This is a genomic window from Shimia sp. W99, from assembly GCF_053851455.3.
The window spans coordinates 2,504,133-2,518,563 of sequence record NZ_JBSQBU020000001.1 but is presented as its reverse complement, the minus strand read 5'-3'; the positions used below and the strand labels follow the sequence as shown (position 1 = coordinate 2,518,563).

Here is a 14,431-nt window from a genome sequence, read left to right as displayed (position 1 = left end):
GGTCGGGTTTGTTCAATATCTTGTGGATAACTGGCGGTCCGTCGCCACATTCAGTGGTTAGGCGTTGACTCAGGGGCGGCGCAGTTTGCAGACTTGCCGAACCCGGAATCAGGAGACGCACGACTTTTGCGCTTTTCGAAACTCAGACTCAACGGCTTCAAGAGCTTTGTCGATCCGACCGACCTGATCATCGCGGATGGTCTGACCGGGGTTGTCGGGCCGAACGGCTGTGGCAAATCCAATCTTCTGGAGGCGCTACGTTGGGTGATGGGCGAGAACCGTCCGACGGCGATGCGGGGCGGTGGCATGGAGGACGTGATCTTTGCCGGGGCCGCGACCCGTCCGGCGCGTAACTTCGCCGAGGTGAACCTGCTTCTGGACAACTCTGAACGGCTCGCGCCCGCCGGGTTCAATGACGAAGACAGCCTTGAAATCGTGCGCCGCATCACGCGGGACGTGGGCAGCGCCTACAAGGTCAACTCCAAGGACGTGCGCGCGCGCGACGTGCAGATGCTGTTCGCCGATGCCTCGACCGGTGCCCATTCCCCGGCGCTTGTCCGGCAGGGCCAGATCGCGGAGCTGATCAACGCCAAGCCCAAGAACCGCCGCCGCATTCTTGAGGAAGCCGCCGGGATTTCGGGCCTGTACCAACGTCGCCACGAGGCGGAACTCAAGCTCAAGGGCGCCGAGACCAATCTGGCACGCGTCGATGATGTGATCGAGCAGCTGGCCAACCAGCTGGCGCAACTTGCGCGGCAGGCCCGGCAGGCCGCTCGCTACCGCGCGATTGGCGAGGAGCTGCGTCAGTCTGAGGGACTGTTGCTCTATCGTCGCTGGAAAGAAGCGGACGAGGCGCGCGCCAAGGCTGATGACGAATTGCGCGAGCGCACCACCGGCGCGGCGCAGGCCGAAGGCGCGGCGCGCGCTGCGGCCAAGGCGCGGGTGGCGCGGGATGAAGCCCTGCCGCCCTTGCGCGAGGAAGAGGCTATCGCCGCCGCCGTTCTGCAGCGCCTGCAGGTACAGCGCGATACGCTCAACGATCAGGAAGCCCACGCGCTGCAGATCATCGAGACGCTGAAGAATCGCATCGTGCAACTGGCCCACGACATGGAACGCGAGGCCGGGTTGAACCGGGATGCCGGGGAAACCATCGAGCGGCTTGAATGGGAACAACGCGAACTGGCCAAGGCCGGGGAAGGCCACGCCGAGCGTCTCGAAGCGGCCGCGGACGAAGCGCGCGAGGCGGCAAGCGTGTTGCAGGAGCGCGAATCGGAACTGGCGCAGCTGACCGAGGACGTGGCGCGGCTTGCTGCCCGGCACCAGTCGGCGCATCGTTTGCTGGAGGACAGCCGCAAGACCCAGGCCAAGAGCGAGACCGAAGCCGAAAAGGCGCGCGCCGCCGTGGCCGAGTCGCGGGAAGCACTGGAGCGGTCTGCCCAGGAGCTTGAGCACGCGCGTGAGGCCGAGGAAGAGGCCATCGAGGTGGCGCAGGCTGCCGAGGAACGGCTGGCCGCGACCGAAGAGGAACGCGCCGAGACGCAGGCGCGCGAGGCAGATGCCCGCGCCGAACGCTCCGAGGCCGAAGGCGAGCTGAACGCGCTTCGGGCCGAGACCACGGCACTGGCCAAGCTGGTGGAGCGGGACACGGCCGAGGGTGGGCAGATCCTTGATCGGCTTCAGGTGCAGCAGGGCTTTGAGAAGGCGCTGGGTGCGGCGATGGCGGATGATCTGCGCGCGCCGGAAGTGGACGAGGATGGCCCCTCTGGCTGGTACGTGCTGCCGCCCTATCCCGAGGATCAACCCTTGCCAGACGGGGTCACATCGCTGGTGCAGCACGTGTCGGTGCCCGAGGTTCTGGAACGGCGGATGAGCCAGATCGGACTGGCGTCGAGCGAAGATGCACCGCGCTTGCAGCCCTTGTTGAAGCCGGGTCAGAGGCTGGTGTCTCTGGAAGGCGATCTGTGGCGCTGGGATGGGTATCGTGCTTGGGCCGAAGACGCGCCAAGCGCGGCGGCGCTGCGCCTGCAACAGCTCAACCGTCTGGAAGAGTTGAAGCAGTCCATGGCACAGGCCACGGCCCGCGCGGATGGTGCCGTTCAGGCGCATGAGACCCTGCAGATGCGCCTGCGTGATCTGGCCGAGGTCGACAAGGCCGCGCGTCTGGCCCGGCGCGAGGCGGACAAGGCGGTGGCCGATGCCAATCGCGCGCTGAGCCGTGCCGAAGCGGATCGCAACCTTGCCGAGGGGCGGCTTGAATCGCTGGGGCTGGCCGTGACCCGCCACGAAGAAGAGTCGATGTCTGCGCGTGCGCAGGTGCTTGAGGCCGAGCGCGGGCTGGACGATCTGGGGGATCTCGACAAGGCACGTCAGGACGTCGAGGACGTGAAGATGACGGTCGAAGCCGCGCGCATCATGATGATGTCGCGCCGCTCTGCCCATGACGAGGTGCGCCGCGAAGGCGAGGCCCGGCTCAAGCGGTCACAGGAAGTGACCAAGGAAATCAGTGGCTGGCGGCATCGTCTGGAAACCGCCGAGAAACGCATGGGTGAGCTGGCCGAGCGCAAGGAAACGTCGGAAGAGGAACTGGCCGAAGCCGGTAGCGCGCCCGAAGAGATTGCCGCCAAGCGCGAGGAGCTGACAGACGCGATCGAAGAGGCCGAAGCGCGCCGGCGCAGGGCGGCCGACACGCTGGCCGAGGCGGAAACCGCGCTACGGGAAGCGGAGCATGCCGAACGTGACGCCGAGCGCGCGGCCAGCGAAGCGCGTGAGGCGCGCGCCCGCTCTGAAGCGCGCGCAGATGCGGCGCGCGAAACCGTGGCTTATGCCGCTGAGCGGATCATGGAAGAGCAGGAAGTCAGCCCCGCCGCCCTTCTGGAGCGATTGGATGTCGATCCGGACCAGATGCCGGATTCGGCCAGCATCGAGGCGGATGTGAACCGCCTCAAGCGCCAACGCGATAGTCTTGGTGCGGTGAACCTGCGCGCCGAGGAAGACGCCAAGGAAGTGCAGGAAGAGCACGATACGCTGGTCAATGAAAAGGCCGATCTGGAAGAGGCAATCCGCACCCTGCGCAACGGCATTGCTAGTCTGAACCGCGAGGGGCGGGAACGGCTTTTGACGGCGTTTGAGCAGGTGAATTCGAATTTTGGCCTGTTGTTTCGTCACCTGTTTGGCGGCGGTGAGGCAAATCTTGTATTGGTGGAAAGCGACGACCCGCTTGAAGCCGGTCTTGAGATCATGTGTCAGCCACCGGGCAAGAAACTGTCGACCCTGTCGCTGTTGTCGGGGGGGGAGCAGACCCTGACGGCGATGGCGCTGATTTTTGCGGTGTTCCTTGCCAACCCGGCGCCGATCTGTGTGCTCGACGAGGTGGACGCGCCACTGGATGATGCGAACGTCACGCGGTTCTGTGATCTCTTGGATGAAATGTGCCGTCGCACCAACACGCGTTTCCTGATCATCACCCACCACGCGGTGACAATGGCGCGCATGGATCGCCTTTTCGGGGTGACCATGGCCGAGCAGGGTGTGTCACAGCTTGTGTCGGTCGATCTCAAGGCGGCGGAGACGCTGGTCGCCTGAGCGGGGTTGGGGGCGCTGCCCCATCGCGGCAGAGCCGCGATTCCCCGGGGTATTTTTGGAAAAAGAAAGTGCGGGGCGGGTCACTCTTTTGTGAGGCTTGCGTGTGCGTCTGTCGGACTAGTCTGTCCGGCAGGAGGACGTGGCATGGTGAGATGGTTGCTTGTGGCGGCGCTGGGGGCAGGCCCGGTCATGGCGCAGGATTGGAAGATGCGCGATGGCGATGTCCTGTTTGATCAGGCTGGTTTGCATGCGCGGCTTTCCGGTCAGACGCTTGTCTTTTTCGACGACGGGAAATCCGTCTACGAGGCGGATGGCAAATACAACTACACCTATGGCGGTGGCGGCATCTGGTACGGCTATTGGAAGGCCGCGGCGGACAGCATGGTTTGCGTGACCTTTGTCACCGGGGTCGAGCGCTGTGACCGGATCGTCGAGAATGGCGGGCGGCTGGTGGTGCTGACCGAGAAGGGCGAACGGTTCCCGGTCAGACCGTGAGACTTAGAGCTTGTTGAGTAGCGCCGAGGTGGGCCAGGCGTCGGCGGGCAAGCCAAGGCGGATCTGTTCCTTCTGCACGGCGGCGCGGGTCAGCTTGCCGAGGATGCCGTCCACCTTGCCGACGTCATGGCCGCGCGCCTTGAGCTTCTTTTGGAGCTGTTTCATCTGGTTGCCCGAGAGTGCGGGGTCGGGATTGCCCCCATCATAGCGCGGCGCGCCTTCGAGCCGGGTCGCAAAATAGGCGGCGGTGGTCACGTAGACAAAGCTTTTGTTCCACTCGAAATAGACGCGGTAGTTGGGGTAGGCGAGGAAGGCAGGCCCCTTGCGACCCTGCGGCAAGAGCAGCGATGCGGGCAGGTTCGCGAGGGTGCCAGAGCGCGGTTTCACGCCCAGTTTGGCCCAGTCACGGGCGTTCATCTGGTGATCGAGACCGGATTTTGCCCAGTCGAGGTTTTGCGGAACGTCGACTTCCTGAAGCCACGGTTCGTTCTTGCGCCATCCGAGGTGGCTGAGCATCTTGGCGCCAGACATCAGCGCGTCCGGAGCGGAGGTCTTGAGATTGACTTCACCGTCGCCATCGCCATCCACACCGTTCTCGATGATGTCGGCGGGCAGCATCTGGACCATGCCAATTTCACCCGCCCATGCGCCTGTGGTCTTGGTGGGGTTGAAATCGCCGCGTTCATAAAGTTCGAGGGCGGCAAAGACCTGTGGGCGGAAAAGGTCCGGGCGGCGGCAGTCATGCGAAAGCGTCACCAGCGAGTTCAGCGTGTTGAAGTTGCCCTGAAACGCGCCATAGTCGGTCTCGAAGGCCCAGAAGGCCAGAAGTACGCCCCGCGAGACGCCGTATTGGCGTTCGATCTGGCGAAAGACCGCGTCATATTGCTTGGATTTGCGACGCCCGTTATCGATCCGGTTCTGGCTGATCAGGCGCTGCGAGAAATCGAGGAATGGCATCTGGAAGACGCCTTGGGCGCGGTCTGCATTGATGGTTTTCTGGTCAAACCGAGCGCTGGCAAAGAACTTGTCCACCGTGGACTTCGAATGCCCCTTTGAGATGGCCTCTTTCTTGAGGCCGTCGACAAAGCTGTTGAATGACCCGCCGCAGGGCGCCTTGGCTGTGGCCGCACCGGCGCTCAGGACAAGCGCGGCGAGAAGGGGGAGAAATCGCATGGGGCAAACCTCTTAATGAATTTTCAAAGAGGTTAACAGGAAGCAGGCGCAGGGCAACACTCAGATCAAGGCGAGGCCGATCACGATTGCGAGGAATGCGCCCCATGAGCGCCAAAGCGCGGTGCAGGCGGCGTCGATGTCATCGGGATCCAGCGCTTTGCGGCCCAGAGGATTGACGAAAGGAAAATCGCGCATCTCGCCGTCATAGGCGCGCGGCCCGGCGATGGCGGTATCGAGCGCGCGCGCCATGGCGGATTCAGGCCAGCCGGCATTGGGAGAGCGATGCAGGCGGGCGTCGGCCCGGATGGAACCCCATGCAGATAGCCCGTAATGGGTGGCGGCGATCAGGGCCGCCGTCAGCCGGGCGGGTATCCAGTTCAGCAGGTCGTCAAGCCGTGCCGCCGCCCAGCCAAAGGCGGCAAAACGGTCGGTGCGATAGCCGATCATACTGTCAGCCGTGTTGATGATCTTGTAGACAAGCAGTCCGGGCAACCCGGCGACAAGATACCAGAAAGCGGGGGCGATCACGCCGTCGCTGAGGTTTTCTGCCGCGCTTTCGATTGCCGAGCGGGTGACGGCGCTCTGATCCATGTTGGCGGTGTCGCGGCTGACGATCCGGGCAACGGCCCGGCGCCCGTCCCCGAGCGAGATCCGAAGCGCGTCCCCGACGGCGCGCACGTGATCGACAAGCGAGCGTTGCGCCATAAGGATAGCGACAAGGACCAGTTCCGGGAGCCAGCCGAGGAAAGACAGTCCCCGGCCCAAAACCCACATGCCACCCACGAGGGCGAGCACGAGCAGGATGCCGTTCACCCGACGAATTGGGCCTCGATTCAGGTGTGTTTCGGCCCAACCGATCAGGCGCCCCATCAGGACGGCAGGATGGGGCAGGCGGCGCCAGACCCAATCCGGTTCGCCGAAGATCGCGTCGATCAGTAGTGCCAGGGCGAGGAGGGCGGCGGTGCTCACAGCGCGTCCTCCAGTTGCGCCCAGCGATCTGGTGCGGGCAGACCAAGGCGCAGAAATGTCCTTGAGTACGGGAAGATACGGCTCCAGACATGGGCGCGGGCCAGCTTGTTTTGCCACGCGACAGCATCATCAACGTCATAAAGCCGGAACAGCGGTGTTCCCCCGGCCAGTTGCGCCCCGGCTTCGGTCAACAACGTGTCGAGCCGGGATGCATCTTCGGAAAGGCGGGTGCGCGTGGCTTCGGCCCAGCCTGTATCCTGCAAGGCGGCGGTGCCTGTGACGAGGGCAGGGCCGGACACGGCCCACGGCCCGGACAGGTCGTTCAGACGCGCGATCAGCGCCGGGTCGCCGATGGCAAACCCGAGCCGCATACCCGCGAGCCCCCAGAACTTTCCAAAGCTCTTGAGCACGATGCGCCCCGGTTTTGCGGCTTCGGCGATCAGGCTGTCGCGGGGGCAGATATCACAGAAGCTTTCGTCGATAATTGTCAGAGGCGCAGTGAGGTCTGCCGTCGACCAGCGCCGCCCGGTGGGGTTGTTCGGGTGCACCAGAACCCGCGCGTCAGGCGCGGTCGTGCCGATCTGCCAGCCTTGCGCGCGGAACGCGGCGGCATGTTCATTATAGGTCGGAGCCGGGATGTCGACCGTTCCCGATGTAGCCAGTGCCGGAATCCGCGCGATCAGCGCCGAGGCGCCCGGAGCGGCGAGCACCGCCGCGGCCTCGGGCACGTTCCAGTATTTGCGCGCCGCCGCGATCAACGCCGCCTGTGCTGCCCTGTCAGGCAGTTCCATCCAGGCGGACATCGGGATGGGGGGCAAGGGATAGGCCACCGGGTTGATTCCCGTGGAGAGGTCCAGCCAGTCGGCGCGGGCGCCTCCCCACTGTGCCATGGCCGCGTCCAATCCGCCCCCGTGATCGCGGGGGGTGTCGAACGAATTTTTTTGCGTCGGGACAGTCATGATGGCGGGGTTCCTCTCGTCCGGCGTTGAAGCGGAAAACCCGCCCTTTGGCAAGAGATCGCCGACGCAAGGGGCGTTAACAGATCGTTAACCAATCGTTAGGAAAATCGTCGCATCAACGTTTAATCGAAAATTCGTGACGAATTGTCAGAAGTGGCAGGGGGTGTACATGCGCACGCTGATCGTAGAGGGCTGCGCCGATTTGGGGTTCGTATGGCAGCGACACTTGCTGCGGTTGGGGGTCGAGGCTGACCTTGCCACGTCACATGCAGATGCGGTTTCGGCGCTGGAAGACGCCACCTGCGCGGATGCCACCTACGAGGTGATGGTGCTCGACCTGATGCTGGAAGGGGGCGCGGCGTTGGCCCTTTCGGATTATGCCAGCTACCGCCATCCGTTGATGCAGGTGATCTTTGTCACCAACTCGGCGTTTTTCTCCGATGGCTCGATCTTCAACCATTGCGCAAACGCGCGCGCATTTTTGCCCACCGGAACCCCGCCTGAAGACCTTGCCGCGATGGTCGAGCACTATGGTACAACCCGTCAGGTGATTTGAGACGTGCCGCGCCCGTGCGGCGCGTCGTAGTCCAAAATCGGGTTGATCGGGACAATCCGGTTCGGATTGATGCTTTCGTGGCTGTAGTGATAGTGGCGCACGATATGATCAAGCTTCACCGTCTCGGCGATCCCCGGCATCTGGTACAGTGCGCGGGTGTAGGCCCACAGGTTGGGATAATCCACGATGCGGCGGCGGTTGCATTTGAAATGCAGGTGATAGACCGGATCGAACCGGATCAGCGTGGTGAACAGGCGCCAGTCCGCTTCGGTCAGCGTGTCGCCGATCAGGAAGCGGTTTCGCGAGAGGCGGTCTTCGAGCCAGTCCAGCGTGTCGAACAAGGGATAGACCGCGTCCTCGTAAGCGTCCTGCGTTGAGGCGAAGCCGGCGCGATAGACCCCATTGTTGAGCGTGTCATAGATGCGGGTGTTCACAGCCTCGATCTCTTCGCGCAGCGCTTCGGGCCAGAAATCAAGGTCATTTCCGGTAATCCGGTCAAAGGCGCTGTTGAACATGCGGATGATCTCGGCGCTTTCATTTGAAACGATGGTGGCTTCTTCCTTGTCCCAGAGGATCGGGACCGTCGCCCGGCCAGAATATGCCGGGTCTGCGCGGGTATAGAGATCGTGGGCGTGCCCGCTGTTGAACAACACATCCCCCGTGGCACCGGCAAAGTCGTCGTCAAAGCTCCAGCCCTGCTCAAGCATGTCAGGGTGCACGGCAGATACTGAGATATGATCTCTCAACCCCTTTAGGGAGCGGAAAATCAGGGTGCGATGGGCCCAGGGGCACGCGTAGGACACGTATAGATGATAACGCCCGCTGGCAGCCTCGAACCCACCGGATCCGCTTGGCCCCGGAGCGCCGTCAGGTGTGATCCAGTTGCGAAACTGGGCCGCTGCGCGTTCGAACTTGCCGCCACTTGCCTTGGTGTCGATCGCTTCCGTCACCCAGCGTCCGTCCAGAAGGTGTCCCATCCCATGCTCCCGTTTTGCTCGTCTCCTACCTAAGTCGCGGTCGGTGCGGAGAAAACGCAACACTGCGCAAAGGAGTTGCGCGTATTTGCACAAGGTGCGTCAAATCGGGAATTCCTGTCTTGACCGAATCCGAATGTGGTTGAACCCTACGGACAGGAATGGAGCGAACAATGTCGACCTATGTACCGCCGGAAGTGCAGAAAGGGCTGGATGCGGCCCGAAAGAAAGATCTCAAGCGCCGCAACAAGCTGCGGGTCGAGGCTGATGGGCGCAGCTTTCGTGTGCTGCGCTTTCAGGAAGACGGGTTCACACTGGACGTCGAGGACGCACCGCACCTGCGCGGCCTCGTGGACCTGTACGACGGCGGGCGGCATTTCCTGCAATGCCTGATCGTTGCCTCCGAAGAAGAGGCTGGCGAAATGCGGTACGAGTTCAAGCGCGCGACCCAGGCAACCGACAAGCCACCGGTCGATTTTGAGCAACCCGAGTTTGTTCCCGCAGGGCTGATCACCAACGGCTAAGACATCCTGGCGCCCCCGGCTCTTCATTTTGCCAGAAATACTCAAACGCGCGCCAAAGGCGCGCTACGCCCAACGCTTTGCGGCGCAGCTTTGCTGCACCGACAAAGGGGCGGGAGGCCTTGTTCTCAGGCGTTTACTGAAGGTCCGAGAAGGCCGCCGTCAGTCGTTCCGCCGCATCGGTAACCCGCGCGCGGGGGGTCGCGATATTGAACCGCAGGAAGCTGTCGCCGCCCTTGCCAAAGGTCGGCCCGTGGTTGACGGCAATGCGCGCGTCCTGCTCGACACGGCGGGTGAACTCTTCGCGCGACATGCCCGTGCCCGAGAAATCCACCCAGCTCAGATAGGTTGCTTCCAGCGGCATAGACTGCAGCCCCGGGATCGCTGCCACCGCGTCGTCAAGCACTTTGCGGTTGCCATCCAGGTACGCCACAAGGTCATCGACCCATGCCGCGCCTTCGGGGGAATAGGCGGCTTCGGCCATGTAGAGACCAAAGGAGTTGGGCGATTTTCCAAGTGCCGCCATGCGCGCTCCAAACCGTTTGCGCAGCGCCGGATCCTGAATGATCACGTTGCCGGAATGCCCGCCCGCAATGTTGAAGGTCTTGGTGGTCGCGGTCATCATCACCAGACGGTCCCGTATGCTTTCATCCACCAGCGCCATCGCGATATGGGTGTTGCCGGGATAGACGAGGTCGTGGTGAATCTCGTCCGACACAAGGATCAGGTCATGGCGTTTGCAAAAATCAGCCAGGCCTTGCAGTTCCTCGCGGGTCCAGACACGCCCGCCCGGATTGTGCGGCGAACACAGGATCAGCATGGTCTCGTCGCCGGTCATCTGCGCGTCCCAGGCGTCGAAATCCATTTCATAGCGACCCGCGTTCAGGGCCAGTTCACATTCCACGACCTTGCGGTCCGCTGCGCGGATCACCCTGTGAAACGCGTGGTAGACCGGTGTCATCAGCACCACGCCATCGCCAGGTTGGGTAAAGGCGTCTATGCACATGGCGGTGCCGTTGACCAGGCCATGGGTGGTGAAAATCTCGTCCTGCTGCACGGTCCAGCCGTGGCGGGTTTCCATCCACCAGCAGATCGCCGCGTGATAGCCGGTATAGTCGCCGTAATAGCCGAAAATCCCGTGGTCGATCATGCCCTGCAATGCATCGCGCACGCATTGCGGCGGGCGGAAATCCATATCCGCGACCCACATGGAAATCCCGTCCTTGGCCGGCACCCCATAAAGCTCTTCCATCATGTCCCATTTTACGGAATGGGTGCCAAAGCGGTCGATGATTTCGTCAAAGCTCATGATGGGTCCTCTGCTCTTCTTGGGTCCGGGTGAAGCTACCGCTTTCCCCCCCGTTGCAAGCCCCGTTGCACAGCGCGCGCGCATGGCCTAGATGAACCCCATGATTAAGCCGATCCTGATCCACCCCGACCCGCGTTTGAAAAAGGTCTGTGCGCCCGTTGACGATCTCTCGGACGAACTGCGCAGCCTTGCCGATGACATGCTGGCCACGATGTACGACGCGCCCGGTATCGGGCTGGCCGCGCCGCAGGTCGGTGTTCTGGAACGGCTGATCGTGATGGATTGCGTGAAAGAGGGCGATCCCGAGCCGACCGTGATGTTCAATCCCGAAATTCTGGCCAAATCGGACGATCTAAACACCTACGAAGAAGGCTGTCTCTCGATCCCCGAACAGTTTGCCGAAGTCACCCGCCCGGCCTCGGTAAGGGTCGGCTGGATCGATCAGAACGGCAATCCGCAGGAAAAGGATTTCGACGGGCTCTGGGCCACCTGTGTCCAGCACGAGATCGACCATCTCAATGGCAAGTTGTTCATTGATTATCTTGGCCCGATGAAACGCCAGATGATGACCCGGAAATCCCAGAAGCTCAAACGCGAGCTGGCGCGCGGATGAGTGTCCTGCCGCTGGTGATCTGGCCTGACGTGCGCCTGTCGCAGGTCTGCGACCCGGTGGGCGAAGACGATCACGAGGCGCTGGTGCAGGACATGTTCGATACGATGTATGCCGCCAAGGGGCGCGGGTTGGCCGCGCCGCAGGTGGGAGTCATGCGGCGGATCTTCGTCATGGATGCAGGTTGGAAAGAGGGTGAACCGACGCCCGAGGCGTTTCTTGATCCCGTCATCATGGTGCGCGAAAAGCGCGTCGAGGTGACGGAGGAAGGGTGCCTTTCCATTCCCGGCCTCATGGTTCCGGTGGAACGCCCGGTCGCTGTGACGCTGGCGTGGCGGGATGCGCGCGGCGATATGCACATGCGTGACTTTGATGGGTTCGAGGCGCGCTGTATCCAGCACGAGATCGACCATCTTGATGGGCGCGTGACGCTGGATCACCTGACCGAAACCGACAAGGCCGATTTCATCGCGACTTACGAGGCCCAGACATGACCGTTCGCTCCTGCCTGCAATGGCCCGACAAACGCCTGCGCACCCCTGCCGCCGAGGTGGAAGAGATCACCGATCACGTGCGGCAGGTCTGGGACGATCTGATCGACACGATGGAGGCCATGCCCGGTGTAGGCATGGGCGCCAACCAGATCGGTGAAATGCTGCGCCTGATCGTGGTCGATGCCAGCGATACGCGCGGACAGGCCGTGCGCATGGCCAACCCGGAAATTCTGCACGCCTCGATCGAGGATCGCGAACACGACGAAGCCAGCCCGAACTTGCCCGGGGTGTCGGCCAGGATCAAACGCCCGCGCGCAGTGACGGTGCGGTTTCTCAACGAGGACGGCATGATCCAGCGGCGCGATTTCGTCGGGCTTTGGGCCACGTCGGTGCAGCACCAGATCGACCATATCAACGGCAAGATGTATTTTGATCGCCTGAGCAAGGTAAAACGCGACATGCTGATCAAGAAGGCGAGGAAGCTGCGATGAGAGTGGTCTTCATGGGCACGCCGGACTTTTCGGTGCCGGTTCTGGATGCGCTGGTGGAGGCGGGCCACGAGATTGCTGCGGTCTATTGCCAGCCGCCCCGCCCTGCGGGACGCGGCAAGAAAGACCGCCCGACACCCGTGCACGCCCGCGCTGAAGCTCTTGGTCTTGAGGTTCGGCATCCGGTCTCGCTCAAGGGGGCAGCAGAGCAAGCTGGCTTTGCCGCGCTGAATGCCGATGTGGCCGTTGTGGTCGCCTATGGGCTGATCCTGCCCCAGGCCATACTTGATGCCCCCGCGCATGGGTGCCTCAATATTCATGCCAGCCTTTTGCCGCGCTGGCGCGGGGCCGCGCCAATCCATCGGGCAATCATGGCCGGGGATGAAGAAACCGGAATTTGTATCATGCAGATGGAAGCCGGGTTGGATACGGGTCCGGTGCTCATGGTTGACGAGACCGAGATCGGGGAAACCGAAACCACAGACCAATTGCATGACCGGCTCTCGAAGATGGGGGCTAGCCTGATTGTCGCGGCATTGAAGGACTTGCCGGATCTGATTCCGGTGCCCCAGCCCGATGAGGGCGTCACCTACGCCCACAAGATCGACAAATCCGAAGCCAAGATTGACTGGACTGCCCCGGCAGAAGAGGTTGATCGCAAGATCCGTGGCCTGTCCCCGTTCCCCGGCGCCTGGACCGAGATCGACGGGCAGCGGGTCAAACTGCTGGCCTCGCGGCTGGGAGAGGGCGCCGGTGCCCCCGGCACGCTGCTGGATGAGGCGCTGACCGTGGCTTGTGGCAGCGGTGCCGTGCAGTTGTTGCGCTTGCAACGGGCGGGCAAAGGGGCGCAGGATGTGGAAACCTTCCTGCGGGGCTTTCCGCTGGAAAAAGGACTCCAGCTCTAGGAGCCGAATATGTTCTTTACCTTTTTCGGTACCGTGATCATTGCCGGTATCATTGGCTATGCGTCTGAGCGCAGCGGTTTCACACGCAACGGCTATGTCCCCTCGATCATTATCTGCATCGGTGGGGCCTTCCTGTTCTACATGATCTCCCGCATGTTCCACATCGGCTTTGGCAGCCCCGGTCTCAACGCGATCATCTCGTCCATCGGTGCGTTGATCATCGTGCCAACCCATTGGCGCAAATAGAGTCGTCCGGGCCACACTCCGAACAAATAACGAAAAATTGTAGACGTTTCCCGTCGGTCCGCGTTATGATTCCCTTCATAAACGCGGCCGCTTGAACGAGCCGCTTACACATGAGGCATAGAGTAGTGGCTTTCTTCGGATTCGGAGGCGATACAGCCGCGCCGAAAGTGACCGTGGTAACGACCATGAAGGACGAGGGTGCCTATATCCTCGACTGGGTGGCGCATTACCGGGCACTGGGAGCGACGGATATCGTCGTGTTTACCAACGACTGCAGCGATCAGACGGATATGATCCTGCGCAATCTCAACCGAATGGGCGAAGTGCATCACCGGTTCAATCGCGTGATGCGCCGTGGGCCGCACAAGAGCGCCCTGATGTGGGGCGAACACGAGGCCGCCGTGCGCGAGGCCGACTGGATTTTCGTGGCGGACGTGGACGAGTACCTGCAGATCAACGTCGGTGACGGCACGTTCAAGGCGCTGATCGACGCCTTTCCGGGGGTCGATGCAATCTCTCTGGTCTGGCGCATCTTCGGCAACAACGGCGTTGAACAGATCGAGGACACACCCGTCCCGCTGCAATTCACCCGCGCCCAGCCCTTCGAGGGCCGTGAGGGCGAACACCGCTTTTTCAAGACCCTGTTCAAGAATGACCGGACCAAGTTCAACCGCATGGGGGTGCACCGCCCCTTCGTGCAGCAGGACGCCGGGCCGATCAACTGGATCACGCCGGACGGCACCCGGTTCGACGACCGTCAGATCAAGGGCGCGCTGCATGTGAACACCGGCTACGGCTATGACGTGGCACAGCTCAACCACTATGCGCTGCGCTCGATGGACGCCTTCCTGAACAAACAGCGGCGCGGTCGTGCGAACCACCAGAACGGCAAGATTGAATTCAGCTATTGGAACAAGTTCGACCGCAACGACGTCGAGGACCTTGGTCTTGTCCATCGCTTTGACAAGGCGCTTGCGATCAAGGAGCTGCTCCTGCGGGATGAGGCCGTGGCGCGTCAGCACGCCAAGGCGATCGACTGGGCACAGCGCATGGCCATCAAGGCCCGCCGTCAGCCCATGGCCAAGAAATTCCTTGCCAGGCTGGCCGAACGTATCGAACTGGATCAGGCCGCCTGACGGCCTGTCCGCTT

15 protein-coding genes are annotated in these 14,431 nt (G+C 62.4%); 10 read left to right on the top strand and 5 right to left on the bottom strand.

Features of this window, described 5'->3' with window-relative positions; genetic code table 11:
- The first annotated feature begins 126 nt into the window (after positions 1 to 126).
- Both smc and ACS3QZ_RS12410 read left to right on the top strand, forming a co-directional pair.
- Positions 127 to 3,582: a chromosome segregation protein SMC gene (gene smc, locus ACS3QZ_RS12415; RefSeq protein ID WP_456038106.1), complete on the top strand. Its 3,456-nt coding sequence runs from the start codon at positions 127 to 129 to the stop codon at positions 3,580 to 3,582.
- Between the two features lie 144 nt (positions 3,583 to 3,726).
- Entirely contained in the window at positions 3,727 to 4,077 is a 351-nt protein-coding gene (locus ACS3QZ_RS12410; protein WP_456038105.1) for a hypothetical protein, read from the top strand.
- 3 nt (positions 4,078 to 4,080) lie between these two features.
- Here ACS3QZ_RS12410 and ACS3QZ_RS12405 read toward each other — a convergent pair whose 3' ends face one another.
- The 3 genes from ACS3QZ_RS12405 to cobD are packed head-to-tail and all read right to left on the bottom strand — an operon-like array spanning position 4,081 to position 7,178.
- Positions 4,081 to 5,250: a lytic murein transglycosylase gene (locus tag ACS3QZ_RS12405; RefSeq protein ID WP_456038104.1), complete on the bottom strand. Its 1,170-nt coding sequence runs from the start codon at positions 5,248 to 5,250 to the stop codon at positions 4,081 to 4,083.
- Between the two features lie 60 nt (positions 5,251 to 5,310).
- Positions 5,311 to 6,219, bottom strand: a complete 909-nt coding sequence (gene cbiB, locus ACS3QZ_RS12400; RefSeq protein ID WP_456038103.1) for an adenosylcobinamide-phosphate synthase CbiB — start codon at positions 6,217 to 6,219, stop codon at positions 5,311 to 5,313.
- The gene (gene cobD / locus ACS3QZ_RS12395; protein ID WP_456038102.1) at positions 6,216 to 7,178 is read right to left on the bottom strand and encodes a threonine-phosphate decarboxylase CobD; all 963 of its coding nucleotides are present in this window, start codon (positions 7,176 to 7,178) and stop codon (positions 6,216 to 6,218) included. The genes cbiB and cobD overlap by 4 nt, the downstream gene beginning before the upstream one ends.
- Before the next feature lie 169 nt (positions 7,179 to 7,347).
- Between cobD and ACS3QZ_RS12390 the strand changes: the two genes are divergently transcribed.
- A complete protein-coding gene (locus ACS3QZ_RS12390; protein ID WP_456038101.1) occupies positions 7,348 to 7,734 on the top strand; it encodes a hypothetical protein in 387 nt (128 codons plus the stop codon).
- Here ACS3QZ_RS12390 and ACS3QZ_RS12385 read toward each other — a convergent pair.
- Positions 7,722 to 8,711: a glutathione S-transferase family protein gene (locus ACS3QZ_RS12385; RefSeq protein WP_456038100.1), complete on the bottom strand. Its 990-nt coding sequence runs from the start codon at positions 8,709 to 8,711 to the stop codon at positions 7,722 to 7,724. The two genes, ACS3QZ_RS12390 and ACS3QZ_RS12385, sit on opposite strands and share 13 nt — an antisense overlap.
- A gap of 170 nt (positions 8,712 to 8,881) precedes the next feature.
- On the opposite strand from ACS3QZ_RS12385, the gene ACS3QZ_RS12380 reads away from it, so the two are divergent.
- Entirely contained in the window at positions 8,882 to 9,232 is a 351-nt protein-coding gene (locus ACS3QZ_RS12380) for a hypothetical protein (RefSeq protein WP_093091538.1), read from the top strand.
- A 133-nt stretch (positions 9,233 to 9,365) separates the two neighbouring features.
- Here the strand turns inward: ACS3QZ_RS12380 and ACS3QZ_RS12375 are convergent, their stop codons facing one another.
- Positions 9,366 to 10,538 (bottom strand): MalY/PatB family protein, encoded by a 1,173-nt coding sequence (locus tag ACS3QZ_RS12375; RefSeq protein ID WP_456038099.1) that lies wholly within the window; start codon positions 10,536 to 10,538, stop codon positions 9,366 to 9,368.
- A 100-nt stretch (positions 10,539 to 10,638) separates the two neighbouring features.
- On the opposite strand from ACS3QZ_RS12375, the gene def (ACS3QZ_RS12370) reads away from it, so the two are divergent.
- From def (ACS3QZ_RS12370) to ACS3QZ_RS12345, 6 genes are all read left to right on the top strand, one after another.
- The gene (gene def / locus ACS3QZ_RS12370) at positions 10,639 to 11,151 is read left to right on the top strand and encodes a peptide deformylase (RefSeq protein WP_456038098.1); all 513 of its coding nucleotides are present in this window, start codon (positions 10,639 to 10,641) and stop codon (positions 11,149 to 11,151) included.
- Complete coding sequence (gene def / locus ACS3QZ_RS12365) at positions 11,148 to 11,642, top strand: peptide deformylase (RefSeq protein ID WP_456038097.1); 495 nt, start codon at positions 11,148 to 11,150, stop codon at positions 11,640 to 11,642. Before def (ACS3QZ_RS12370) ends, def (ACS3QZ_RS12365) begins: the two co-directional genes overlap by 4 nt.
- Entirely contained in the window at positions 11,639 to 12,133 is a 495-nt protein-coding gene (def, locus tag ACS3QZ_RS12360; protein ID WP_456038096.1) for a peptide deformylase, read from the top strand. Before def (ACS3QZ_RS12365) ends, def (ACS3QZ_RS12360) begins: the two co-directional genes overlap by 4 nt.
- Positions 12,130 to 13,035 (top strand): methionyl-tRNA formyltransferase, encoded by a 906-nt coding sequence (gene fmt, locus ACS3QZ_RS12355; RefSeq protein ID WP_456038095.1) that lies wholly within the window; start codon positions 12,130 to 12,132, stop codon positions 13,033 to 13,035. The genes def (ACS3QZ_RS12360) and fmt overlap by 4 nt, the downstream gene beginning before the upstream one ends.
- Positions 13,036 to 13,044: 9 nt before the next feature.
- The gene (locus ACS3QZ_RS12350) at positions 13,045 to 13,281 is read left to right on the top strand and encodes a hypothetical protein (protein WP_093091528.1); all 237 of its coding nucleotides are present in this window, start codon (positions 13,045 to 13,047) and stop codon (positions 13,279 to 13,281) included.
- Between the two features lie 110 nt (positions 13,282 to 13,391).
- Positions 13,392 to 14,417 carry a glycosyltransferase family 2 protein gene (locus ACS3QZ_RS12345; protein WP_456038094.1) on the top strand — a complete coding sequence of 342 codons (1,026 nt, stop codon included), beginning with the start codon at positions 13,392 to 13,394 and terminating at the stop codon, positions 14,415 to 14,417.
- The last annotated feature ends 14 nt before the right edge of the window (positions 14,418 to 14,431 follow it).

Coding starts and splice junctions, on each gene's coding strand:
- ACS3QZ_RS12410 (WP_456038105.1), top strand. CDS start 3,727: ATGGTGAGATGGTTGCTTGTGGCGGCGCTGGGGGCAGGCCCGGTCATG.
- ACS3QZ_RS12405 (WP_456038104.1), bottom strand. CDS start 5,250: ATGCGATTTCTCCCCCTTCTCGCCGCGCTTGTCCTGAGCGCCGGTGCG.
- cobD (WP_456038102.1), bottom strand. CDS start 7,178: ATGACTGTCCCGACGCAAAAAAATTCGTTCGACACCCCCCGCGATCAC.
- ACS3QZ_RS12390 (WP_456038101.1), top strand. CDS start 7,348: ATGCGCACGCTGATCGTAGAGGGCTGCGCCGATTTGGGGTTCGTATGG.
- ACS3QZ_RS12385 (WP_456038100.1), bottom strand. CDS start 8,711: ATGGGACACCTTCTGGACGGACGCTGGGTGACGGAAGCGATCGACACC.
- ACS3QZ_RS12380 (WP_093091538.1), top strand. CDS start 8,882: ATGTCGACCTATGTACCGCCGGAAGTGCAGAAAGGGCTGGATGCGGCC.
- ACS3QZ_RS12375 (WP_456038099.1), bottom strand. CDS start 10,538: ATGAGCTTTGACGAAATCATCGACCGCTTTGGCACCCATTCCGTAAAA.
- def (WP_456038098.1), top strand. CDS start 10,639: ATGATTAAGCCGATCCTGATCCACCCCGACCCGCGTTTGAAAAAGGTC.
- def (WP_456038097.1), top strand. CDS start 11,148: ATGAGTGTCCTGCCGCTGGTGATCTGGCCTGACGTGCGCCTGTCGCAG.
- def (WP_456038096.1), top strand. CDS start 11,639: ATGACCGTTCGCTCCTGCCTGCAATGGCCCGACAAACGCCTGCGCACC.
- fmt (WP_456038095.1), top strand. CDS start 12,130: ATGAGAGTGGTCTTCATGGGCACGCCGGACTTTTCGGTGCCGGTTCTG.
- ACS3QZ_RS12350 (WP_093091528.1), top strand. CDS start 13,045: ATGTTCTTTACCTTTTTCGGTACCGTGATCATTGCCGGTATCATTGGC.
- ACS3QZ_RS12345 (WP_456038094.1), top strand. CDS start 13,392: ATGAGGCATAGAGTAGTGGCTTTCTTCGGATTCGGAGGCGATACAGCC.